Origin of the sequence: Tyzzerella sp. An114, assembly GCF_002161055.1 — a bacterium.
Lineage (GTDB): Bacteria > Bacillota > Clostridia > Lachnospirales > Anaerotignaceae > Fimicola > Fimicola cottocaccae.
Window position 1 is genome coordinate 177,297 of the sequence record NZ_NFLT01000004.1, and the last position, 22,069, is coordinate 199,365.

Sequence of the window (22,069 nt, forward strand, 5' to 3'; positions counted from 1 at the left end):
GCCATAAGTCCAAGAGGAGGTGTAATGTAATGAACAAATACGAATTAGCGTTAGTTATCAGTCCAGCTATCGAGGAAGAAGCAAGAACAGAGGTTGCTGCTAAAGTTCAGGCACTCATCGAAAGATTTGGAGGCAAAATCGAGAAAGTTGATGACTGGGGTAAAAGAAGACTTGCTTATGAAATCAAAAAAGTAAACGAAGGATTCTTCAGCTTTATAACATTTGAAGCTCCAGCAACAGCACCAGCTGAAATCGAAAGCCGTGTACGTATCATGGAAGACGTACTTCGTTACCTCATTGTTCGTAAAGAAGCGTAAGCTAAGGGGGTAATGACATGAATAAGGTCATTTTGATGGGAAGACTCGTAAAAGAGCCTGAAGTGAGATACTCACAAGGAGCAGAGCCGATGGCTGTCGCAAGATATACATTGGCAGTAAACCGCCGTTTTAAACGCCAGGGAGAGCCTGACGCAGACTTTATTGGCTGCGTGGCTTTTGGCAAAGCAGGTGAGTTTGCAGAGAAATATTTTAGAAAAGGTCAGATGGTAAGTGTTATCGGAAGACTTCAGGTGCGTTCTTGGGATGACCAGAACGGGCAGAAAAGATGGTCTACTGATGTTGTTATAGAAGAACAGTACTTTGCTGAAAGTAAATCAAATTACGAGCAGAGAGGTGGGCTTTCTGAAAGTCCTATGTCTTCTAATTCATACCAGCCACAACAGCAAGCACCAAAAAGTGCTCCTGTAAATGATGGTTTCTATCCAATAGACGAAAGTATAGAGGATGACGATTTACCTTTCTAATATAAAAATGTAAAATCTAATAAGGAGGTAGCAGACATGATTCAGAAAAAACGTGGTCGTAGAAAAAAAAGAGTTTGTGCAGCTTGTGCTGACAAATTAACAACAATAGATTACAAAGATATCAGCAAATTAAGAAGATATGTTTCTGAAAGAGGTAAAATTCTTCCAAGAAGAATTACAGGCAACTGTGCTAAACATCAGAGAGCTTTAACAACAGCTATTAAGAGAGCTAGACACATCAGCCTTATGCCTTATACACAGGATTAATAAGCATATAATAAAGGGTGCAGAACTTTTCTGCACTCTTTTTGTTTACAAAGAAAGTTTATGATATAATTAGTTATACTTATAATACTATAATATTTAAAATTAAAAAGAGGTGGTTTTATGATTACTATTTTAAATCGAAAAGAGCTTGTTACAGTTTTTAATATGAAACAACAAGGAGTTATAAGAGAACTTTTAAGAAATGAAGGTATTGATTACAATATAAAAATAGTAGACCAGAAAAGCCCTTCACCTTTTTCTTCAGGTTCAAGAGCACACACAGCCACTTTAGGTGAAAATCTTGAACTTAGCAGAGAGTATATTATATATGTAAAAAAAGACGATTTTGAAAGAGCTGATTATATTTTAAATAAAAATTATAACACTATTTTTGGATAAAATTTTTTAGGAGGAAGTTATGGACTGGCTTGAAATTTTTGTTGAGACAACTAGAGAGGGTATCGAAATTGTAAGTGGTCTTTTATATCAGTGTGGTATAACAGGGCTTATGATAGAAGATGAAAACGATTTTAAAGAATTTATGGAAAATCCAAACAGCAACTGGGATTATATAGATGAGGAACTTGTGGAGATAAAAAGAGAAGCAGGAGTTGGAATAACATTTTTTGTTACTGATAATGCTTCTGGAAATGAAATGCTTTCACAGATAAAAAGCGGTCTTGCTTCATTAAAAGAGAATGAAAAAGAATTTGACCTTGGAACTTTAAATGTTAAATTTAAAAACATAAAAGAAGAAGATTGGGCTAATAATTGGAAAAAATATTTCAAACCTTTCCCAATAGGTGACAAAATTATGATTAAACCTTCATGGGAAGAACTCAAAGAGGAGACAGACAAAATTATACTTAAAATTGACCCAGGACATATTTTTGGTACAGGTACTCATGAGACAACACAGCTTTGTATTGAACATATTGAAAACTATGTTAAAGAGGGAGACAAAATACTTGATATAGGTTGTGGAAGTGGTATTCTTTCAATAGCTTCCCTTCTTGTAGGTGCTTCCTATGCTGATGCTGTAGATATTGACCCTAATGCAATAGAGATTGCCTATGAAAACTCTGACATGAACGATATTCCAAGAGAAAAATATAATGTAATGGCTGGAAATATTCTTGGAGATAAAGAGCTTTATGAGAAATTTGCAACAAAATCTTATGATGTTGTTGAAGCAAATATAGTTGCTGATATTATAGTTGCTCTTTCAAAAATGGTTCCTGCTTTCATAAAAGATAATGGAATATTTATATCAAGTGGTATAATAACAGACAGACTTGATGATGTGTATAATGCCCTTGATGAAAACGGATTTACTGTTCTTGAGACAAAAACTAAAAAAGACTGGGCTGCTATTGTTTCAAGATATACAGGCAAATAAGGAGGTATATAAAAAATGCCTAGATTTTTTGTATCTCCACAAAATATAAAAAATGAAAATATAATTGTGTCAGGAGAGGACGCAAAACATATAAAAACCGTTCTCAGAATGAGAGAAGGAGAAAGTTTAACTGTCTGTGACGGCTGTGGAATGGATTATGAATGTAGTATAAATTCATTTGTTGATAAAGAAATTTTACTTGATATTGTTTCGAAGTCCAATTCTGTGTCTGAACCTGAAACAAAAATAACACTTTTTCAGGGCTTGCCAAAGGCTGATAAAATGGAACTTATAATACAGAAATGTGTTGAACTTGGAATTGATGAAATTGTTCCTGTTTATACAGAAAGATGTATTGTAAAACTTGATAAAAAGGATAAAGAAGCTAAAAAAATTGAGAGATGGCAGAAAATTTCTGAGTCAGCTGCAAAACAGTCTGGCAGAGGTAAAATACCAACCATAAAACCTGTTATCAATTTTAAAGAGGCTGTGGAAATATCTAAAAATTTTGATGGTGCAATTATTCCTTATGAAAATGAAAAAGATAGGGGAATACGTGAGTTTGTAAAAGATTTTCACGGAAAAACTGTGGCTATGTTTATAGGTCCGGAAGGTGGATTTTCAACAGATGAAATAAATCTTTCTGTTGAAAAAGGTGTTTTGCCTGTGACTTTAGGTAAAAGAATTTTGAGAACTGAAACAGCAGGTCTTTCTGCTCTTTCAATACTCCTTTATGAACTTGGCTGAGAGGTGATACATAATGATATATTTTGACAATTCTGCAACAACAAGAATACTTGACTCCTCAGCTGATATTATGAGGGATATTATGCTTAATCAGTATGCCAATCCGGCATCAATGAGCAGAAAAGGTCTTGAGGTTGAAAAAATAATAAGAAACTCATCAAAAACAATAGTTAATATTATAAATGCCAATGAAGATGAGATATATTTTACTTCTGGCGGCTCTGAGGGTGACAACTGGGCTATTTTTGGAACTGCTGAAGGTTATGTGAGAAGTGGAAAACATATTATAACAACTGAAACAGAGCACCCTGCTGTTTTAGAACCTTTAAAAATTCTTGAACAAAGAGGATATGAAATTTCTTTCGTTCCTGTGGATAATATGGGTTATGTAGATGTTGACAAATTAAAAGATATGATAAGAGATGACACAATACTTGTCACAATAATATTTGCCAACAATGAGACAGGAACAGTTCAAGATATTGAGAAAATAGGAAAAGTAATAAAAGAAAAAAATCCTGAAACTATTTTTCATACAGACGCTGTCCAAGCCTTTGGAAAATGTACTATAAACGTTAAAAAAATGAATATAGATATACTTACTGTAAGTGGTCATAAATTCCATGCTCCAAAGGGTACAGGATTTAACTATATTAAAAAAGGTTTAAAAGTTAAACCTCTTATATACGGCGGTGGTCATCAGAGAGGTCAAAGGGCAGGGACAGAAAATGCAGCTGGAGCAGCAGCTATTGCCAATTCTGCCACAGACAGCTATAAAAACATTGATGAACATACAGAATATGTAAGACAGATTAAAAAAGCTCTCTGGGAGGGTATTTCAAGTAATATTCCGGAGGTTTATATAAACGGTGATACTGTTGAAAATTCAAATCCTTATGTTTTAAATGTTGCCTTTAAAGACATAAGAAGTGAAGTTCTTCTTCATGCCCTTGAGGAGAAAGATATATATGTATCAGCAGGTTCTGCCTGTGATAGTAAAAAGAAAGCTTTAAGTCATGTTCTTTTGGCTATGAATATTGAGCCTGACTTGATAGAAGGCTCAATAAGATTTAGTTTTTCAAGATTTAATACAGTTTTGGAAGCTGAAAAATGCGTTGAGGAGCTTACCAAAATAGTTCCTATGCTTAGAAGAGTACAGAGAATGAGGAGATAAAAATAATGGCGGAAAAAGTTCTTATTTTAAAGTATGGTGAAATTGCCATGCGTGGAAATAATAGATATCTTTTTATATCAAGACTTGTGTCTGCAATAAGAAAAAATATTGATGATGAAGGTGATTTTTACGTTGTAAAAGAACAAGGTCGTCTTATAATTGAGTCAAGAGGAACAGAGATTGACTTTGATAGAATTATACCTAAAGTTACACCTATATTTGGTATAATTGCAGTTTGTCCCGGTATAAAGACACAAGACCAAAGTATGGAAAATTTAAGAAAACTTGCCCTTGAGCAGATGAGAGAACAGTGTAGTGATAAAAACTATACTTTTAAAGTTAAAGCTAAACGTGCTGATAAAAGATATCCTCTCTCATCAAAAGAGATTGCAGCTGATATAGGGGGATATGTTCTTGAAAATACAGATAATCTTACAGTTGATGTTCATAATCCAGAAATAGTTTTGAATGTTGAACTTAGAACAGACGCTTATATATATTCAAAACTTATAAAAACTTTTGGTGGTCTTCCTGTTGGTTCTTCTGGAAAAGCTGTTGCTTTGCTTTCAGGTGGTATAGATAGCCCTGTTGCTGCTTGGACAATAGCTAAAAGAGGTGTTGAGATTGAGGCTGTATACTTCCATAGCCCACCTTATACAAGTGAGTGGGCAAAACAGAAAGTTTGTGACCTTGCCGAGAGAATAGCTTGTTTTACAGGTGGAATAAAACTTCATATTGTGCCTTTTACAGATTTACAACTTTATCTTTTGGACAATGTTCCCCATGATAAATTAACAATATTCTTAAAAAGGGCAATGATGAAAACAGCTGAAATTATAGCAGAGAGAGAAAATGCTTTAGCTTTAATTACTGGTGAGAGTGTTGGTCAGGTAGCAAGTCAGACTTTGCAGGGACTTAATGCCATAAATGCTGTTTGTAATATGCCTGTTTTAAGACCTCTTTCCGGTATGGATAAACAAGAGATTGTTGACATTGCAAAGAAGATAGGTACTTTTGACATTTCAATAAGACCTTATGAAGATTGCTGTACAATATTTGTTGCAAAACACCCAGAAACAAAACCTAAAACAAGTGTTATTGATAGAATAGAAGCAAAACTTTCAGAACTTGATGGATTTATAGAAAAAGCTATTGAGGATACAGAGGTTGTTGAATATTGATTTAAAATAAAAAATCAGGCTTATGCCTGATTTTTTTTATTCTTACTAAAATATACAATTAAAGAGCCTACTACTACAAATATACTTCCTAAAAGTGTTGTAGAGCTTAAATTTTCTCCCAAAACAAAATATCCTAAAAGCATTGAGAATATTATTCCTGTATAGTTGTATATGCTTATCTCTCCAGCAGGTGCAAATCTATAAGCGTATGTAATACAAATTTGTCCCAGTGAACCACATATACCTATACATAATGTAAATAGCATATTTTGTGGTGAAGGTATGACAAAATTATTTATTAAAAATGGTATACTGCAAATTATACTGAATGCTGAAAAATGGAGTATTACAGTCATACCGTCAACTTTTCCTCTAAAGTATGAAAGACAAGTGTAGGCTATTGCTGAAAATATTGCTGATAAAAGAGCAGCTGACATAGCCAAAGCTGATGAATGAAATTTAGGACCTGCTGATATAAAAACTCCCGCAAAAGCTGTTATAAGTGCTATAACTTGAGCCTTTGAAATTTTCTCTTTAAAAAATATTAAAGCTAAAACAGTTATTATAAAAGGAGATGTCTTGTTTATAACTGTAACGTCTGCTTGAAAAGCATTTGATGAAGCATAAAAAAGTGTTATTACTCCCAAATAACCGAAAAATGAACGAGCAAAAAGTGCAGGCTGATATTTTTTAGGCCCTAAAAGAGGCTGTTTTGCACGAATACAGACAAATAAAGCTACAAAAAAGCTTACTGTATTTCTTATAAAAACTTGCTCCATAAGAGGTATCTCACCGCTTGTAAGATTTACAAATATCTGCATAAGAGAAAATATAAAAGCAGATAGTATCATTATAAATATTCCTATTTTTTTCTGTGACATTTTTATAAACTTCCTTCTGATTTATTTTTAAACAAAATAAAAACGACACCCCGGAAACTCCAAGTTTTCCAAAATGTCGCCTTTCTACTGCACCTTCAGGGGCTCGAACCCTGGACCCACTGATTAAGAGTCAGTTGCTCTACCAACTGAGCTAAAGGTGCATATTTAATTTATTATTGCTGAATGCAAAAGATATATTACATCATTTTAATATTTTTGTCAACAGTATTTTTAAAAAAATCTTAAAAAAATTTAAGAAAATATTTTGTTTTAAATATAATGATATTTTATGATATACTCTTTCCGTTGGGAGGTATAAGAATGAAAAAAATTGATATTCCAAGTGATGTTTTATATATACTTGAAAGTCTTAATAAAAAAGGTCATGAGGCTTATATTGTTGGAGGCTGTGTAAGAGATGCTATATTAGGGAGAATTCCTGAGGATTGGGACGTGACAACATCAGCAAAACCAGAAGAAGTTAAAATGTGTTTTGAAAAGACCTTTGACACAGGAATAAAACATGGAACTGTTACAGCTGTTATAAACAAAAATAATTATGAGATTACAACATACAGAATTGAAGGAGAGTATGAAGATTGTCGTCACCCAAGTCAGGTGTTTTTTACTGAAAAACTTACAGATGACCTTTTAAGACGTGATTTTACAATGAATGCAATAGCTTATCACCCTGATGAAGGTTTCAAAGACCCATTTGACGGTATTGGTGATATATCAAGAAAAATTATAAAAGGTGTTGGAAATCCTTCTGAAAGATTTAATGAAGATGCTTTGCGTATGCTCAGAGCTGTGAGATTTTCTGCTCAGATAGGTTTTAAAATAGAGGAGGAAACATTAAAAGCTCTTAAAGATAATGTGTCCCTTATAAAGAAAATAAGTGTTGAGAGAATAAGGGAAGAAATATCAAAACTTATAAAGGGAAAATATATTGAAAAAATACCACTTTTGTGGGAAAGTGGACTTTTATTTGAAATATCACCTGTATTGTATGAAAAAATTGTAGGTGAAAAAGATAGTATAATTAAGGCTCTCTCTATGAAACCTTATAATGATATTTTATATTGGAGTGTATTTTTAAAAGGTTTTGACGGTGAAGGTGCAAAGAAAATACTTAGATTTTTAAAATTTGATGTCAATACAATAAAAACTGTATCAAAACTTATTGAGCATATAGATGATGATTTTCCAAAAAATGATTATGAAATAAAAACACAAGCCTGTATTATGGGGGCTGAAAATATAGAAATGTGGTTTAAATTGTATTCACTTATAAGAGATTTTGAAAAAGGCGAAAAAGGTTTAAATGATTATAGAAATATAATTGATAAAAAAGAGTGTATATATCAAAAAGACCTTGCTATAACAGGAAATGACCTTATAAATAATGGCTTTGAGAAAGGTAAAAAAATAGGTGATATACTTTCTAAACTTTTAGATTTTGTCCATAAAAACCCTAATATGAATGAAAGTGAAATACTTATAAAAAAAGCAAAAGAGTGTATTTAATAATAAAATGCCTGTTTACAGCATAGTATGTAAAACAGGCATTTTGTTTTTTTAAAATTTATAATAAACGGGGGGAGTATATATGGACGACATATATTTAAAAATACTTAAGGAAGGATATAGTCTAAAATTTTATGGAGGGAAACGAACAAGAACAGGTTTTGTTTGCCAAACTGATAAGGGACTTAAAGAGATAAGAAAAGGTGGAAATGACTTATTAAGACTTAAGGCAGAATGTGACCTTAGACACTATATGAAAGACAAAGGTTTTAAAATATCTGAATTTGAAATATGTGATAATGGTGATTTTTTTTATGAAATAAATGGTAATAAATATGTTCTTGAAGATTGTATGGAAGGTGAGGAGCTGGATTTTTCTAATTTTTGTCAAGCTATGAGGGGAGCAGAGATTTTAGGCCATTTCCATAATTGCAGTGAAGGTTTTGAAAGTGATGATATGCCTAACGACATGGACAGAATACATGATATTTTTGTAAAGAGATATACAGAATTAAAGAGAATAAGAAAAAGAATTAAAGAAAAGAGAAGATATAGTGGAATTGATATGATTGTGATTGAGAATTTTGATATTGTATCTAATATGGCGGAAAAATCAATAAATATTATTGAGAATTTTGAAGAGAGTATTTTGAATAATAAAAAATATAGTTTAAACACTGTATGTCATAATGCTTTTAAGGGTGATAATGTAAAAATTCTTGAAAATGGCTGTACCACAGTTACAAATCTTGATAAATGTTCTAAAAATTTTACTGTTTGGGATTTGGCGGACTTTATAAGAAGACTTATAAAAACAGAAGTTTTTGATGACAATCAACTTTTAGAGATTATTAATTCATATAAAAATGTTAGAAATATTGATAATAATGATATGAATATTTTAAAAGCCTTTTTGATGTTTCCACAGAAGTTTTTAAGTATATGTAATGAGTATTATAATAAACGTTCTGTATGCATATCTGATGCCATGATGGAAAGATTTAGCAAATCAGCAATGCTTATTAAAAAAAACAGTGGATTTTCGGAAATTTTATGAAAAATATTTAAGAATAACGGGAAAATATGGCAGTTTTCCGTTATTCTGTTTTAAATAAACATTAAATTGATGAACTTATTCTTGAATTTTTTATCATATGGAATTAAAATATTATATGTGAAGATTAAGCCTTTAAGGAGTGATATTATGTCCAAATACAATTTTGAAGATGATGAGGACAAGTATGGCAAAACACAAAGACTTGATTCCATAAATGAAGAAATTAAAAAATATCATTTTAATGAAAATAGCAGTATCACAAATGACAACAGTGAAATAGAAAGAAAACTTGGAGATAAAAATAATTACCTTAATTCTATAAATTCAGAAAAAATACCTAAAAATGAAAATCCTAAAGAAGAATTTAGTGATAAAACTATTGTGTCATCACAAAATGATTTTTCAAAAGATTATGACTCTGATAAATTCGGCGATACTGTTGTTCTTAAAGGAGAGCTTTTTGAAAACAAAAACAAAAATCCTAAACCACCAAAAAAGAAAAAGGGACAATATAAAATTTTTATGGGGATAACCCTTATAGTTGGGATTGTTGTTTTTTTAGCAGTTTTTATATATACTTTTATGTCTTTTAATGAAAACAAAACAGATACAGAAAAAGAAAATATTTTAACTACTGATATTTCAACTGAAAATTCGCCTCTTGTAGTAAAGAGTATTAATGGAAATTCAGATATACTTGTTTGGGATATAAAAAACGAAAAAAACTATTCTGTAAATATTGATAGTGATACAGAGATTTTTGACAGTGAGGGAACAAAGTCTTCTCTAAAAAATATTTTGCCCGGCGATGTTATTAATGTTGAGTTTGATAAAGATAATGAGAAAGTAACTAAAATTACATATCCAGAAGATTTTTTTGTATTGGGAAATTCAAAAGAAGAACCTGTTTATGGTTTTAAACCTTCCGAAAAAGGAGATAGTATTTCCTCTGATGATAAGACATATAAGGTTTCTGATAAAGTAGATGTTTTTTATAAGGGACAGCATAAGTCTGTTACTGATATAGCTGAGGTTGATGCCCTTAAAATAAAGGGTTATGATGATACAGTTTATTACATTGAGATATTTGAACTTCATGGCAGTATAAATATTAAAAATATTGATAAAGTGGAAAACGGTCAAATTATAATTGATGAAAATGAACCCTTAGAACTTAGTGGAATAGAGACTATACCTGTTTTGGAGGGGTCTCATAATATAGTTATAAAGGGTAGCAATATAAATGATTATACAGCGGAAATATTTATTGTTTCCTGTGAAAGTTTTGAAATAGACCTTTCAGACTTTCAAGGTAAAAAATGTGTTCTTATTGTGAAAGCAAATGTTGATGATTACAATCTTTATATAGACGGTATAGGTGTAAGTGACATTGAAAGTCCACAGGTTCTTGATGAGGGACAGTATACAATAAGAATTGAAAAAGAAGGTTACAGTCCTTGGGAGGAGACTGTAAATCTTTCAGGAAGTTCTAAGGAAGTAAATGCAAGTCTTGAGAAACTTCCAGAAGAAAAAATTTCTTTTGTTATAACAACATATCCGGCTGATGCAGATATTTACATTGATGATGAATATGTTGGAAAAAGTCCTATGAATATTTCACTTGAAAAGGGAAGTTATAGATTTGTAGCAAAACTTTCAGGATATAGTGATATTGATAGACAAATTACCGTTGATGAAACTACACAGAGTATAGATTTCAGTTTTCAGTAATTAAAATTTAAAAGTTGGGTACTTTGCGTTTTAAAAACGTATTTACTATAAATTACACGAGAGAGGGGATTTTTACAATGGATTACAAAGAGAAGTACAATCAGTGGGTAAATGATGAATATTTTGATGAGGCTACAAGAAATGAGCTTAAAGCAATAGCTGATGATGACAAAGAAATTCAGGAAAGATTTTATAAAGACCTTGAATTTGGTACAGGTGGTCTCCGTGGTATTATGGGTGCTGGAACAAACCGTATGAACAGATATACAGTAGGAAAGGCTACACAGGGACTTGCAAACTATATCAAAAAACAGGGTGAAGAAACTGTTAAAAAAGGCGTTGCTCTTGCTTATGACTCAAGAAATATGTCAAAAGAATTTGCTGAAACAGCAGGTCTTGTTATGGCGGGAAATGGAATAAAAGCATACATCTATGATGCTTTAAGACCTACTCCAATGCTTTCATTTGCTGTTAGACATCTTGGATGTACAGCTGGTATTGTTGTTACAGCAAGCCACAATCCACCAGAATACAACGGATATAAAGTATACTGGGCAGATGGTGGACAGGTTCCATACCCAAGAGATGAAGAAATTATTACAGAAGTAAATAAAGTTGAAAAATATTCAGATATTAAATTTATGGATAAAGATGAAGCTGTAAAAGCTGGTCTTTTCAATGTAATGGATAAATCAGTTGACGATGAATTCATTAAAAATGTAAAAGCACAGTCAATGAACCCAGAAGTTATAAAAGCTGTTGCTGATGATTTCAAAATCGTTTATACACCTATTCATGGTTCAGGAAATATCCCTGTAAGACGTGCATTAAGTGAAATAGGATTTAAAAATGTATTTGTTGTAAAAGAACAGGAACTTCCAGACGGAAACTTTACAACAGTAGGATATCCTAACCCAGAAGACCCTAAAGTATTTAATCTTGCAATTGAACTTGCTAAGAAAGAAAATGCTGATGTAATCGTTGGAACAGACCCTGACTGTGACCGTGTTGGTGTTGTTGTTAAAAACAGCGAAGGAGAATATGTTGTTCTCACAGGTAACATGACAGGTGCTCTCCTTACAGAGTATATACTTTCACAGAAAAAGGCTAATGGAACACTTCCTTCAAACGGTGCTGTTATAAAAACAATCGTTACAACAGAAATGATTAGACCTATGTGTGAAGAATACGGCGTTAAATTATTTGACGTTTTAACAGGATTTAAGTACATTGGTGAAAAAATAAAAGAATTTGAAGCATCAGGTGATTATACATACGTATTTGGTTTTGAAGAAAGCTATGGTTGTCTTGCAGGAACATATGCAAGAGATAAAGACGCTGTTGTTGCAACAATGCTTGTTTGTGAAATGGCTGCTTACTACAAAACAAAAGGTCTTACATTATATGAAGGTCTTATGGAAGTTTACAAAAAATACGGCTTCTTCAAAGAAGGTATCAAATCTCTCACACTTAAAGGAATTGAAGGTGTTGAAAGAATTAAATATATCATGGATACATTAAGAAACAACACACCTTCTGAATTTGCTGGAATTAAAGTTGAATGGGCAAGAGACTATCAGACAAAAGAATTTAAAAATCTTTTAACAGGTGAAACAGAGGAAGACACACTTCCACTTTCAAATGTTCTCCACTATACACTTGAGGACGGAACTTGGATTTGTGCAAGACCTTCTGGAACAGAGCCTAAACTTAAATTCTACTATGGTGTAAAAGCTGAAAGCATTGAAGCTGCTGAAGCAAAAGTTAAAGCTCTTGATGCTGATGTTGATGCAAAACTTGAAAAAATGTAATTTATAAATTTAAACTCCGTTCTTTGAACGGAGTTTTTTAAAATATATTAAAAGAAGGCGATAGTATGGCAAAAATATATAAAAACATATCAGAACTTGTTGGAAAAACTCCTTTACTTGAAATTTCAAATTTTTCAAAATCTCAAAATGTAGAGGCAAATATATTTGCAAAACTTGAATATCTTAATCCGGCAGGTAGTATTAAAGATAGAGTTGCAAAGCAAATGATTGATGATGCGGAAAAGTCAGGTATTTTAAAAGAAGGCTCTGTTATAATAGAACCTACAAGTGGTAATACTGGAATAGGTATTGCTGCCATAGGTGTTTCAAAGGGATATAGAGTTATAATAACAATGCCTGACACTATGAGTATTGAGAGAAGAAAAATATTATCTGCTTATGGTGCGGAGCTTGTTTTGACAGAAGGTTCAAAGGGTATGAAGGGAGCTATTGAAAAAGCTGAAGAACTTTCAAAAGAGTATGAAAATTCATTTATACCAGGACAGTTTGTAAATCCTTCTAACCCTAAAGCCCATGAAAACACAACAGGTCCGGAAATATGGAATGATACTGATGGAAATGTTGATATACTTGTTGCAGGAATTGGTACAGGTGGAACTATATCCGGTATAGGAAAATATCTTAAAGAAAAAAATCCTAATATAAAAATTATAGGAGTAGAGCCTTACGGTTCACCTTTTATAACAAAGGGAACAGCAGGCCCTCATGGTCTTCAAGGTTTGGGAGCTGGATTTATACCAGATATACTTGATACAAATATTTATGATGAGGTTATGGCTGTAAAAGATGAGGAAGCCTATGAAATGGGACGTGAAATTGCCATAAAAGAGGGAATACTTGTTGGAATTTCATCAGGTGCAGCTCTTTTTGGTGCTGTTGAAGTGGCTAAACGTTCTGAAAACAAAAATAAAAATATTGTTGTTATACTTCCAGATACAGGGGATAGATACCTTTCAACTCCTATGTTTGAATAATTATATATATTTAAGTATTTGACTGTATTCATCACAAAGTTTTTTTAAAGAATATCTAAAATTTGCAGGGCTTGTTGATGGAAGTGATATAGCTTCTATTCCTGTATCCTCTAAACAATATTTATTATAAAGTTCAAAAGCTTTTTTTCCTGTTGTAAATATATATTTAATCTGTGATTTTTCTATTATAGATTTAATATTGTTTGGGACAGGATTTTTTATTGAACTGTCAGAAGCTCCCTCTATATCACAGGAATATAAAACGTCCCAGAGAGCTATATTTTTTGATTTTAAGAGATTTATTTTATCAGTATTATTCTCTGGAAAAGGTGAATTTAAAATTTCAGCCATTATAGTCCAAAAGCGATTTTGAGGGTGACCATAATATATTTGGTTTTCTCTTGACTTTGGTGAAGGCATTGTTCCGAGTATTAGTATTTTGGAATTTTGGTCATATATAGGGGGAATTTGGTGTATAATTTTCATAATAAAAATCTCCTTAAGAATAATAAAAAAGATGTACCATTAATGGTACATCTTTTATTATATACTTTTTATTTTTTCTTTTCATGTTCTTTTGAAAGTTTTACTACAATTCCGCTAAGGGCAAGAACACCAAAAAGGTTAGGTATAACCATAAGACCGTTAAACATATCTGAAAGGCTCCATACAAGGTCTACTTTAAGTGTTGAGCCTATTATAATAAACACTACAACTAATGCTGCGTATATTTTAACAGCACCATGTCCAAAGAGATATTTTACGTTTATCTCTCCGAAGAAATACCAGCCTACTATTGTTGAGAAGGCAAAGAATAACATACATATTGCTATGAATATGTTACCAAAAGAACCGAAAGCTGTGTTAAATGCATGCTGTGCTAAAGGTGCAGCTGTAAGTCCTGTTGATACTGAGTTAGTTGATATAATAACTAAAGCTGTCATTGTAAGTACAATAAATGTATCTATAAATACACCAATCATGGCAACTATACCCTGGTCACATGGGTGGTCAACTTTTGCTCTAGCGTGGGCATGAGGTGTTGAACCCATACCAGCTTCATTTGAGAAAAGACCTCTTGCAACACCATAACGAACAGCATCTTTTACTGTTGCACCAATAACACCACCAGCCATGGCCTGTGGGTCAAAGGCAAGTACAAAAATCTGTTTGAATGAGTTTCCAAGATTGCCAAAATTCATACCAAGTATTACAAGACTTCCTATAACATATAAAAATGCCATTATAGGAACTATTTTCTCTGTTACAGATGCAATTCTGTTTGCACCACCTATAAATATAAATGCTGCTACTATTGCAACAATAACACCTATTATTACAGGATTTATTCCAAATGCTGTTTTGAATGACTCGCCAATAGAGTTTGACTGAACCATATTACCCATAAATCCAAGGGCAAGAATTATTGTTATTGAGAAGAATGTGGCAAGGAATTTTCCAAAACCGCCTTTATATGCTTCTCTTATGTAATAAACAGGGCCTCCTGTTATTTCGCCATTTACTCTTGTTTTATACTTCTGTGCTAATGTAGCCTCTGCATATATTGTGGACATTCCAAAGAATGCACTCATCCACATCCAAAATATTGCACCAGGACCACCGGAAGCAATAGCACTAGCAGCACCGGCAATATTACCTGTACCAACCTGTGCAGCAACAGCAGTTGTCAGTGATTGGAAAGAACTCATACCATCTTTGTTGGCTTTCGCACCATGAAGTGAGAAACCACCGAAAACTGATTTCATACCTGCTTTAAATTTTCTTATCTGTACAAATTTAAGTCTGATAGAAAAATAGATACCTGTACCGCAAAGAAGGATTATAAGAAGATAATCCCAAAGTACACTGTTTACTGATGTGACAATTGACTGTATAACGTCCAAAATAAAACACCCCTGTTCTTTTTTTAAAACATCTTCTTTATATGACGGACATTTGTACGTCATGTAAAGCAGTATAGCAAAAAACAACAAATATTGCAAGTGTATATTGTCATGATTATACATTTTATTTTTATTTTTATTGCTATTATACTATAATAAAAATATAGAGACTTTTATTTTGTGCATAATAGTAATGGTTTTAAAATAAATTATATTTTGATTATGTTAATATTTTTGTATCATATATATTCAAACTGAAAGTAAGGTGAGATATTTGGTATTAAACATAAATGAACATGCTAAGAGACACAAGGGAATATTTTTTATGAGAGAATTTATAAGAAGATATTTTGCTCATGGAGTAGGTAAATCGGCAGCAGCTCTTGCTTATTATTTCATATTCTCTGTATTTCCTTTTATTATATTTATAAGTACCCTTATAGGTTATATGAATATTGAACCAGCATATCTTACAGAGGGTTTGGCAAGATTTATTCCTGAAGATGTAATAAAAATTATAACAACCTTTATAAGCTATGTTACAGAAGTTAGAAATTCTCAAATATTGTTTTTTGGTGCTTTCTTTTCAATATACTTTCCTATGAGGGCTGTTAATGTGATAATGGATTGTATAAACAGAGCCTATGGAATGAGTAAGGGAAGAAATCCTATTTTACATGGAATTATTGTTTTTTTATTTACAATAGTATTTATAATATCAATAGTTATATCTTTACTGCTATTAATTTTAGGTGAAAATGTATTGACATTTATATCTGAAACATTTCATTTTTCAAACCCATATATAAATACATGGAATGTTATGAGATTTATAATATTGGCGGGACTTTTGTTTTTTATATTGTTTATACTTTACTATATAACACCTATAAAAAGATTTCCTAGAAAATATGTATTTGTAGGTACAATTTTTTCTCTTTTTTCATGGCTTGTAATATCTGTTGGTTTTTCTTTCTATGTTGAAAATATTGCTAACTATTCTCTTATATATGGCTCTATTGGAACAATAATAGTTCTTCTTATGTGGCTGTATTTCAGTTCCTTGACAATAATAATGGGTGCAGAGTTTGCTCATGCTCTTATGATTGCTGATGAATATTTTGGAGATTTTGAGGATTAAAAAAGAGGTATCTTAAAGATACCTCTTTTTTATTATATTGTCTCAAAAGTATATACTGTTTCTTGATGATATTTTTCACCTTTTTTAAGTATTCCGCTAGGGAAATTTTCTTTATTTACAGCGTCAGGGAAATTTTGAGTTTCAAGACAGAAACCATCTCTCTCATTAAATGGTGTATTATCTTTTCCCTTTACAACATCATCAATATAGTTTCCTGTATAGAACTGTACTCCTGGCTGTGTTGTGTATGCTTTCATAAGTATACCGCTTTTTTCATCAATAGCTTCAGCAAAAAGTCTAAGTTCTCCATAATTTCCCTTTATAACCCAGTTTGTATCATAGCCTTTTCCGAATTTAGTCTGGTCAAAATCAGCATCAATGTCTTTTCCTATTGCTTTAAACTCTCTGAAATCCATAGGAGTATTGTTTACAGGTAAAATTTCTCCTGTTGGTATAGAGTTTATATCGTTTGGTGTGTAGTAATCACAGTAAAGTTTAAGTTTTGTGTCAACCATACTTCCGGCTTTGTATCCTGAAAGATTGAAATAACTGTGGTTTGTTATATTTATTGGAGTATCATCACTTGATATGGCATCATAAACTATTTTTATGCCATTGTCGTCAAAAGTATATGTAACAGTAAGTTTTAATTCTCCTGGATAGTTTTCGTCTCCATCAGGACTTGTTAAATATAAAATAACTGTATTTTCATCTTTTAACTCATAGTCAAATACACGTCTGTCAAAACCTTCTTTTCCACCATGAAGATGATTTTCTCCGTTATTTATATATAATGAATATTCTTTATTGTTTAATGTAAATTTACCTTTAGCAATTCTGTTGGCAACTCGTCCAACAACAGCTCCCATATATTTGTCATGGTCTTCATAGTCTTTTACTGTGTCATATCCTAAAACAACATCAATAAAATCATTATTTTTGTTTTTTACTACAAGGGACTGTATTATACCCCCATAATTTAGTATTTTTACGTATTCCTTTTTACTATTTGATATTTTAAAACAAAAAACATCTTCACCTTTTATAGTTTTACCAAAAAATTCTTTTGTAATCATTATTATTACCTCTTTTAATTATTATAATTATTGTAATTTAAGCTCTATTCCGCCAACAGGTCTTATAGAGAGAACATAGCATTTATCTTTACCAAAAACTTCTTCCATAGATTTTTTAAACTCTGAAAGCATATCGTTTGGAACAAAAGCCTGTATTGTTCCTGCAAATCCTCCTCCATGAACACGATAAGCTCCTTTTCCCTTTAAAAGTTTTTCGCATAACATAAGGGCAAGAGATATTCCCTGCTCACTAGGGTTTATACATGAAAATACGTTCTGTAAATACATATATGAAGAATGTCCCGACTCTATTATTAAATTTTTAAATTCTTCAAAATTATTATTTTTAAGAGCTAAAACTTCTTTAGGAACTCTCTCATCATCATCATAAAAATGAGCGGCACGAAGAATTGCTCTATCTCCATAGACTTCACGAAGTTTTCCTATATTTTTATAAAAAACTTCTTTAGGAACTTCTCTCAAAACATTTTTATTGAAAAACTTTGCAACAGATTTCATTTCTTTAGGAACAGAAGCATAATCAGGAGTTAAATCTGCATGATTTCCGCCTGTGTCTATTATACAAAGAGAGTATCCACAGGAAGCAAAATCAAAATCTATTTTTTCTACAATAGGATTTTCATTATCTTTAAAATCTATTGTTACAAAACCTCCCACAGATGATGCTGTTTGGTCCATAAGACCACAAGGCTTTCCAAAGTAAACATTTTCTGCATACTGTCCTATTTGAGCTATTTTTACAGCTGTTTCTTTACCTTCACAGAACATTTCATTTAATATTGTTCCAATCATAACTTCAAAAGCAGCTGATGATGATAACCCTGAGCCTTTCAAAACATTTGATGTCATATAAGCGTCAAAACCTTTTATATTATAACCCATATTTTTGAAAGATGCACTTATTCCTCTTATAAGTGAAAGAGTTGTATTGTACTCTTTTTTGTTTACACTAAGGTCTTCAAGATTTACAATGTTTAGTTTGTAGCCTTCACTTTTTACTTTTATTATATTGCTGTCATTAGGTGATACAACAGCTATTATATCAAGGTTAACACTTCCAGCAAGGACACGACCATGCTGATGGTCTGTATGATTTCCACCTATCTCTGTTCTTCCTGGTGCAGAAAAAAGTCTTATTTCTCTGTTCTCTCCAAATGTTTTTTCAAAATCTTCAACAGCTTTATAAAATCTTTCGGCATAAAATTTACTTCCCTCATTGTCTGTACAATATATATATGAAAGCTGTTTTAAGAAGCTCTCAGAAAAGAATAAATTTTTATCCATAATTAACCTTCCTTTCCTTAATTTAATATACTATTTTTATTATTGAACAACATTTGTCTATATGTCAATGGTATTGAAGAATTTTATATTATTTTGAAAGAATTATAATATCTGTTGTATATAATATTATAGTAAAATATTGTTGTATTATGAAATAAATCAAAATTAAACAAATAAAAACATTAAAATTCTTCAAAAATATAAAAAGTGTATAGAATTTTAATATAAAAGAAAAGAATATTATATGGATTTTAGAGTGGTTCATAATATATAATATATTCATCAAGAAACGACGGGACAGACTAAAGTTCCTGTTCCCAAACACATTCTGTGTTTAAAATACTTATTTATTTCTAGGGAGGTTTTTTATTATGAAAAGAAGATTACTCGCAATTTCAATGGCCGCTCTCATGGTTGCTGGTGTATTTGCTGGCTGTGGTTCTTCAGATAATTCAGCTGACGGTGGAAATGCTCAGACAACTACTGAGGGCGAAGAAGCTGTTGATGTTTCAATTGGTACATGTATTTACAAATTTGACGATACATTCATGACAGGTGTTCGTAATAACATGGAAGCTAAAGCTAAAGAGCTTGGTGCTGAAATCTCTATAATGGACTCTCAGAACAAACAGCCTACACAGAATGAGCAGGTTGACGGATTTATTACAAAAGGTGTTACAGCTCTTGCAGTTAACCCTGTTGACCGTACAGCTGCTGGCCCAATCGTAGAAAAAGCTAAAGCTGAAGACCTTCCTGTTGTATTCATTAACAGAGAGCCAGAAGCTGAAGTAATGCAGAGCTATGACAAAGTTTGGTACGTTGGTGCTAAAGCTGAAGAATCAGGAACAATGTCTGGTGAAATCATTGCTGAGTACTGGAATGCTCATCCAGAAGCTGACAAAAACGGAGACGGCGTTCTTCAGTATATTATGATTACAGGTGAACCTGGACATCAGGACGCTACATTAAGAACAGAATACTCTGTAAAAGCTATTACAGATGCTGGTATCAAAGTTGAAGAAATCGCTAACGATACAGCTAAATGGGATAAAGTTCAGGCTACTGACCTTACAAAAGCTCTTATTTCATCAAAAGGTATAGATTCTATTGAAGCTATAATTTGTAATAATGATGATATGGCATTAGGTGCTATCGAAGCTCTTAAAGCTGAAGGTTATAACACTGGCGATGCTACAAAATATATCCCTGTTGTAGGTGTTGACGCTACTGCTCCTGCTCTTGAAGCTATGGCTAATGGTTCACTCCTTGGAACAGTTCTCAATGACGGTGAGAACCAGGGTATTGCTGCTACAAATATAGCTGTTGCTGCATCACAGGGTAAAGAAATAAGCAAAGATACTATTGGATATGATGTAACAGATGGAAAATACGTTTGGATTCCATACGTAAAAGTTACAGCTGACAACTATCAGGATTTCCAGTAATAAATTATAATTAAAGACCTTTTGGCGGTTGCTTAATATAGGTTAAATTTTAATGGAACGGTTAAATTTTTAACCGTTCCATATTTTTGGAAGAAGGGGGTTAAGCATATGGGCGAATATGTCCTGGAAATGAATAATATCGTTAAGGTTTTCCCCGGTGTTAAAGCCTTAGATGGAGTAACACTTAAAGTAAGACCAGGAACAGTACATGCTCTCATGGGAGAGAATGGTGCTGGAAAATCAACTCTTATGAAATGTCTTTTCGGTATTTATCATGAAGATGGCGGAGAAATTATATTAGACGGCAAAAAAGAAAATATAAACACTTCAAAACAAGCTCTTGAGCTTGGTGTATCAATGATACATCAGGAGTTACACCCAATAGCATACAGACCGGTTATGGAAAATATATGGCTTGGCAGATTTCCTATGAAAGGTATTGCCGTAGACCATAAAAAAATGTATAAACAGACAAAAGAACTTTTTAAGAAAATTGAACTCGACATTGACCCTGCTGCACTTGCTGGAACACTTTCAGCTTCACAGTTGCAGCTCGTTGAAATAGCAAAAGCAGTAAGTTATAATTCAAAAGTTATTATTATGGACGAACCTACATCTTCTCTTACAGAAAATGAGGTTGAGCACTTATTTAAAATCATAAATCAGTTAAGGTCAGAAGGTCGTTCTATAATATACATATCTCATAAAATGGAAGAAATTCTTAAAATATCTGACGAAGTTACAATCATGCGAGACGGTACATATGTAGGAACTTGGCCTTCAGCAGAACTTACAACAGACCTTATTATAAATCGTATGGTTGGTCGTGACCTTACAAACAGATTTCCACCAAAAACATATAAAACAAGTGATGAACCTATAATGGAAGTTAATAATCTTACAGCTACAAATCCTAAGAGCTTTAAAGATGTAACATTTACACTTAGAAAAGGCGAAATATTAGGAATTGGTGGACTTGTTGGAGCTCAGAGAACAGAGCTTGTTGAGGCTATATTCGGTCTTAGAGGAATAGAGTCCGGAACAATAAAAGTTCATGGTGAAGATTATAAAGCAAAATCAGTTGCAGATGCTAAAAAACATAAAATAGCCCTTCTTACAGAGGAAAGACGTGCAACAGGTATATTTGGTGTTCTTTCTGTTCTTGACAATACAGTTATTGCAAGCCAGAAAAACTATGCACATATGGGAGTTTTACAGGGAGCAAAAAGACGTGAGGCTGCTGTTACATCAAACAAAAAGCTCAACACAAAAACAGCTTCTATGGAAACTCTTATAAAGAACCTTTCAGGTGGTAACCAGCAGAAAGTGCTTCTTGCAAGATGGCTTCTCACAGACCCTGATATACTTATACTTGATGAGCCTACTCGTGGTATCGATGTTGGTGCTAAGTATGAAATATATACAATTATGCAATCTCTTGCAGCTCAGGGCAAAGCTATTATTATGATTTCATCAGAAATGCCAGAGCTTCTTGGTATGAGTGATAGGGTTATGGTTATGAGTGCCGGAAGAAATGCCGGAATACTTAATAAAGAAGATGCTGACCAGGTAGAAGTTATGCGTCTTGCTACGAAATATTTGGAGAGTTAAAAAGAAAGAGAGGGG

21 protein-coding genes and 1 tRNA gene are annotated in these 22,069 nt (G+C 32.4%); 16 read left to right on the top strand and 6 right to left on the bottom strand.

Translation table 11 applies throughout. The annotated features are described in order from the left end of the window. The first annotated feature begins 29 nt into the window (after nucleotides 1–29). The 8 genes from rpsF to thiI all read left to right on the top strand — a co-directional run bounded on the left by rpsF (nucleotide 30) and on the right by thiI (nucleotide 5,570). Complete coding sequence (gene rpsF, locus B5E58_RS05410; RefSeq protein WP_088108667.1) at nucleotides 30–317, top strand: 30S ribosomal protein S6; 288 nt, start codon at nucleotides 30–32, stop codon at nucleotides 315–317. A 17-nt stretch (nucleotides 318–334) separates the two neighbouring features. Beyond that, nucleotides 335–802: a single-stranded DNA-binding protein gene (locus tag B5E58_RS05415; RefSeq protein ID WP_088108668.1), complete on the top strand. Its 468-nt coding sequence runs from the start codon at nucleotides 335–337 to the stop codon at nucleotides 800–802. A gap of 36 nt (nucleotides 803–838) precedes the next feature. Beyond that, nucleotides 839–1,069, top strand: a complete 231-nt coding sequence (rpsR, locus tag B5E58_RS05420; protein ID WP_088108669.1) for a 30S ribosomal protein S18 — start codon at nucleotides 839–841, stop codon at nucleotides 1,067–1,069. 120 nt (nucleotides 1,070–1,189) lie between these two features. Beyond that, the gene (locus B5E58_RS05425) at nucleotides 1,190–1,468 is read left to right on the top strand and encodes a hypothetical protein (protein ID WP_088108670.1); all 279 of its coding nucleotides are present in this window, start codon (nucleotides 1,190–1,192) and stop codon (nucleotides 1,466–1,468) included. Nucleotides 1,469–1,487: 19 nt separating this feature from the next. Next, nucleotides 1,488–2,468, top strand: a complete 981-nt coding sequence (gene prmA, locus B5E58_RS05430; RefSeq protein ID WP_088108671.1) for a 50S ribosomal protein L11 methyltransferase — start codon at nucleotides 1,488–1,490, stop codon at nucleotides 2,466–2,468. A gap of 15 nt (nucleotides 2,469–2,483) precedes the next feature. After that, nucleotides 2,484–3,215 carry a 16S rRNA (uracil(1498)-N(3))-methyltransferase gene (locus tag B5E58_RS05435; protein ID WP_088108672.1) on the top strand — a complete coding sequence of 244 codons (732 nt, stop codon included), beginning with the start codon at nucleotides 2,484–2,486 and terminating at the stop codon, nucleotides 3,213–3,215. 13 nt (nucleotides 3,216–3,228) lie between these two features. Continuing rightward, the gene (locus B5E58_RS05440) at nucleotides 3,229–4,389 is read left to right on the top strand and encodes a cysteine desulfurase family protein (RefSeq protein WP_088108673.1); all 1,161 of its coding nucleotides are present in this window, start codon (nucleotides 3,229–3,231) and stop codon (nucleotides 4,387–4,389) included. Nucleotides 4,390–4,394: 5 nt separating this feature from the next. Next, complete coding sequence (gene thiI, locus B5E58_RS05445) at nucleotides 4,395–5,570, top strand: tRNA uracil 4-sulfurtransferase ThiI (RefSeq protein WP_088108674.1); 1,176 nt, start codon at nucleotides 4,395–4,397, stop codon at nucleotides 5,568–5,570. Nucleotides 5,571–5,590: 20 nt separating this feature from the next. Here the strand turns inward: thiI and B5E58_RS05450 are convergent, their stop codons facing one another. Then, a complete protein-coding gene (locus B5E58_RS05450; protein WP_088108675.1) occupies nucleotides 5,591–6,451 on the bottom strand; it encodes a DMT family transporter in 861 nt (286 codons plus the stop codon). A gap of 88 nt (nucleotides 6,452–6,539) precedes the next feature. Then, nucleotides 6,540–6,612, bottom strand: a tRNA-Lys gene (locus tag B5E58_RS05455). A 160-nt stretch (nucleotides 6,613–6,772) separates the two neighbouring features. On the opposite strand from B5E58_RS05455, the gene B5E58_RS05460 reads away from it, so the two are divergent. The 5 genes from B5E58_RS05460 to cysK all read left to right on the top strand — a co-directional run bounded on the left by B5E58_RS05460 (nucleotide 6,773) and on the right by cysK (nucleotide 13,572). Beyond that, nucleotides 6,773–7,978, top strand: coding sequence for a CCA tRNA nucleotidyltransferase (locus B5E58_RS05460; RefSeq protein ID WP_158097674.1), 1,206 nt, complete (start codon nucleotides 6,773–6,775; stop codon nucleotides 7,976–7,978). 82 nt (nucleotides 7,979–8,060) lie between these two features. Further along, nucleotides 8,061–9,035 (top strand): hypothetical protein, encoded by a 975-nt coding sequence (locus tag B5E58_RS05465; protein ID WP_088108677.1) that lies wholly within the window; start codon nucleotides 8,061–8,063, stop codon nucleotides 9,033–9,035. A gap of 147 nt (nucleotides 9,036–9,182) precedes the next feature. Then, nucleotides 9,183–10,766 carry a PEGA domain-containing protein gene (locus B5E58_RS05470; RefSeq protein WP_158097675.1) on the top strand — a complete coding sequence of 528 codons (1,584 nt, stop codon included), beginning with the start codon at nucleotides 9,183–9,185 and terminating at the stop codon, nucleotides 10,764–10,766. A gap of 77 nt (nucleotides 10,767–10,843) precedes the next feature. Next, nucleotides 10,844–12,577, top strand: a complete 1,734-nt coding sequence (locus B5E58_RS05475) for a phospho-sugar mutase (protein ID WP_088108679.1) — start codon at nucleotides 10,844–10,846, stop codon at nucleotides 12,575–12,577. Nucleotides 12,578–12,642: 65 nt separating this feature from the next. Beyond that, nucleotides 12,643–13,572 (top strand): cysteine synthase A, encoded by a 930-nt coding sequence (cysK, locus tag B5E58_RS05480; protein ID WP_088108680.1) that lies wholly within the window; start codon nucleotides 12,643–12,645, stop codon nucleotides 13,570–13,572. On the opposite strand, the gene B5E58_RS05485 is transcribed toward cysK, so the two are convergent. Then, the gene (locus tag B5E58_RS05485; RefSeq protein ID WP_088108681.1) at nucleotides 13,573–14,058 is read right to left on the bottom strand and encodes a DNA-deoxyinosine glycosylase; all 486 of its coding nucleotides are present in this window, start codon (nucleotides 14,056–14,058) and stop codon (nucleotides 13,573–13,575) included. It lies immediately after the preceding gene. A gap of 68 nt (nucleotides 14,059–14,126) precedes the next feature. Then, nucleotides 14,127–15,476 (bottom strand): alanine/glycine:cation symporter family protein, encoded by a 1,350-nt coding sequence (locus B5E58_RS05490; protein WP_088108682.1) that lies wholly within the window; start codon nucleotides 15,474–15,476, stop codon nucleotides 14,127–14,129. 325 nt (nucleotides 15,477–15,801) lie between these two features. Between B5E58_RS05490 and B5E58_RS05495 the strand changes: the two genes are divergently transcribed. Beyond that, entirely contained in the window at nucleotides 15,802–16,617 is an 816-nt protein-coding gene (locus B5E58_RS05495) for a YihY/virulence factor BrkB family protein (RefSeq protein ID WP_143597238.1), read from the top strand. Between the two features lie 32 nt (nucleotides 16,618–16,649). Here the strand turns inward: B5E58_RS05495 and B5E58_RS05500 are convergent, their stop codons facing one another. Together B5E58_RS05500 and B5E58_RS05505 are read right to left on the bottom strand one after the other, a co-directional pair. Continuing rightward, nucleotides 16,650–17,693 (bottom strand): aldose epimerase family protein, encoded by a 1,044-nt coding sequence (locus tag B5E58_RS05500; RefSeq protein ID WP_088108684.1) that lies wholly within the window; start codon nucleotides 17,691–17,693, stop codon nucleotides 16,650–16,652. Between the two features lie 27 nt (nucleotides 17,694–17,720). Beyond that, complete coding sequence (locus B5E58_RS05505) at nucleotides 17,721–18,998, bottom strand: galactokinase (RefSeq protein WP_088108685.1); 1,278 nt, start codon at nucleotides 18,996–18,998, stop codon at nucleotides 17,721–17,723. A gap of 371 nt (nucleotides 18,999–19,369) precedes the next feature. Here B5E58_RS05505 and B5E58_RS05510 point away from each other — a divergent pair, with 371 nt between their 5' ends. Further along, nucleotides 19,370–20,443 (top strand): galactose ABC transporter substrate-binding protein, encoded by a 1,074-nt coding sequence (locus tag B5E58_RS05510; RefSeq protein ID WP_088108686.1) that lies wholly within the window; start codon nucleotides 19,370–19,372, stop codon nucleotides 20,441–20,443. Between the two features lie 108 nt (nucleotides 20,444–20,551). Next, nucleotides 20,552–22,054 carry a sugar ABC transporter ATP-binding protein gene (locus B5E58_RS05515; RefSeq protein ID WP_088108687.1) on the top strand — a complete coding sequence of 501 codons (1,503 nt, stop codon included), beginning with the start codon at nucleotides 20,552–20,554 and terminating at the stop codon, nucleotides 22,052–22,054. Nucleotides 22,055–22,069 lie beyond the last annotated feature (15 nt).

Excerpts from the sequence above, each read along its gene's own strand:
- rpsF (WP_088108667.1), top strand. The coding sequence starts at position 30 with ATGAACAAATACGAATTAGCGTTAGTTATCAGTCCAGCTATCGAGGAA.
- B5E58_RS05415 (WP_088108668.1), top strand. The coding sequence starts at position 335 with ATGAATAAGGTCATTTTGATGGGAAGACTCGTAAAAGAGCCTGAAGTG.
- rpsR (WP_088108669.1), top strand. The coding sequence starts at position 839 with ATGATTCAGAAAAAACGTGGTCGTAGAAAAAAAAGAGTTTGTGCAGCT.
- B5E58_RS05425 (WP_088108670.1), top strand. The coding sequence starts at position 1,190 with ATGATTACTATTTTAAATCGAAAAGAGCTTGTTACAGTTTTTAATATG.
- prmA (WP_088108671.1), top strand. The coding sequence starts at position 1,488 with ATGGACTGGCTTGAAATTTTTGTTGAGACAACTAGAGAGGGTATCGAA.
- B5E58_RS05435 (WP_088108672.1), top strand. The coding sequence starts at position 2,484 with ATGCCTAGATTTTTTGTATCTCCACAAAATATAAAAAATGAAAATATA.
- B5E58_RS05440 (WP_088108673.1), top strand. The coding sequence starts at position 3,229 with ATGATATATTTTGACAATTCTGCAACAACAAGAATACTTGACTCCTCA.
- thiI (WP_088108674.1), top strand. The coding sequence starts at position 4,395 with ATGGCGGAAAAAGTTCTTATTTTAAAGTATGGTGAAATTGCCATGCGT.
- B5E58_RS05450 (WP_088108675.1), bottom strand. The coding sequence starts at position 6,451 with ATGTCACAGAAAAAAATAGGAATATTTATAATGATACTATCTGCTTTT.
- B5E58_RS05460 (WP_158097674.1), top strand. The coding sequence starts at position 6,773 with ATGAAAAAAATTGATATTCCAAGTGATGTTTTATATATACTTGAAAGT.
- B5E58_RS05465 (WP_088108677.1), top strand. The coding sequence starts at position 8,061 with ATGGACGACATATATTTAAAAATACTTAAGGAAGGATATAGTCTAAAA.
- B5E58_RS05470 (WP_158097675.1), top strand. The coding sequence starts at position 9,183 with ATGTCCAAATACAATTTTGAAGATGATGAGGACAAGTATGGCAAAACA.
- B5E58_RS05475 (WP_088108679.1), top strand. The coding sequence starts at position 10,844 with ATGGATTACAAAGAGAAGTACAATCAGTGGGTAAATGATGAATATTTT.
- cysK (WP_088108680.1), top strand. The coding sequence starts at position 12,643 with ATGGCAAAAATATATAAAAACATATCAGAACTTGTTGGAAAAACTCCT.
- B5E58_RS05485 (WP_088108681.1), bottom strand. The coding sequence starts at position 14,058 with ATGAAAATTATACACCAAATTCCCCCTATATATGACCAAAATTCCAAA.
- B5E58_RS05495 (WP_143597238.1), top strand. The coding sequence starts at position 15,802 with ATGAGAGAATTTATAAGAAGATATTTTGCTCATGGAGTAGGTAAATCG.
- B5E58_RS05500 (WP_088108684.1), bottom strand. The coding sequence starts at position 17,693 with ATGATTACAAAAGAATTTTTTGGTAAAACTATAAAAGGTGAAGATGTT.
- B5E58_RS05505 (WP_088108685.1), bottom strand. The coding sequence starts at position 18,998 with ATGGATAAAAATTTATTCTTTTCTGAGAGCTTCTTAAAACAGCTTTCA.
- B5E58_RS05510 (WP_088108686.1), top strand. The coding sequence starts at position 19,370 with ATGAAAAGAAGATTACTCGCAATTTCAATGGCCGCTCTCATGGTTGCT.
- B5E58_RS05515 (WP_088108687.1), top strand. The coding sequence starts at position 20,552 with ATGGGCGAATATGTCCTGGAAATGAATAATATCGTTAAGGTTTTCCCC.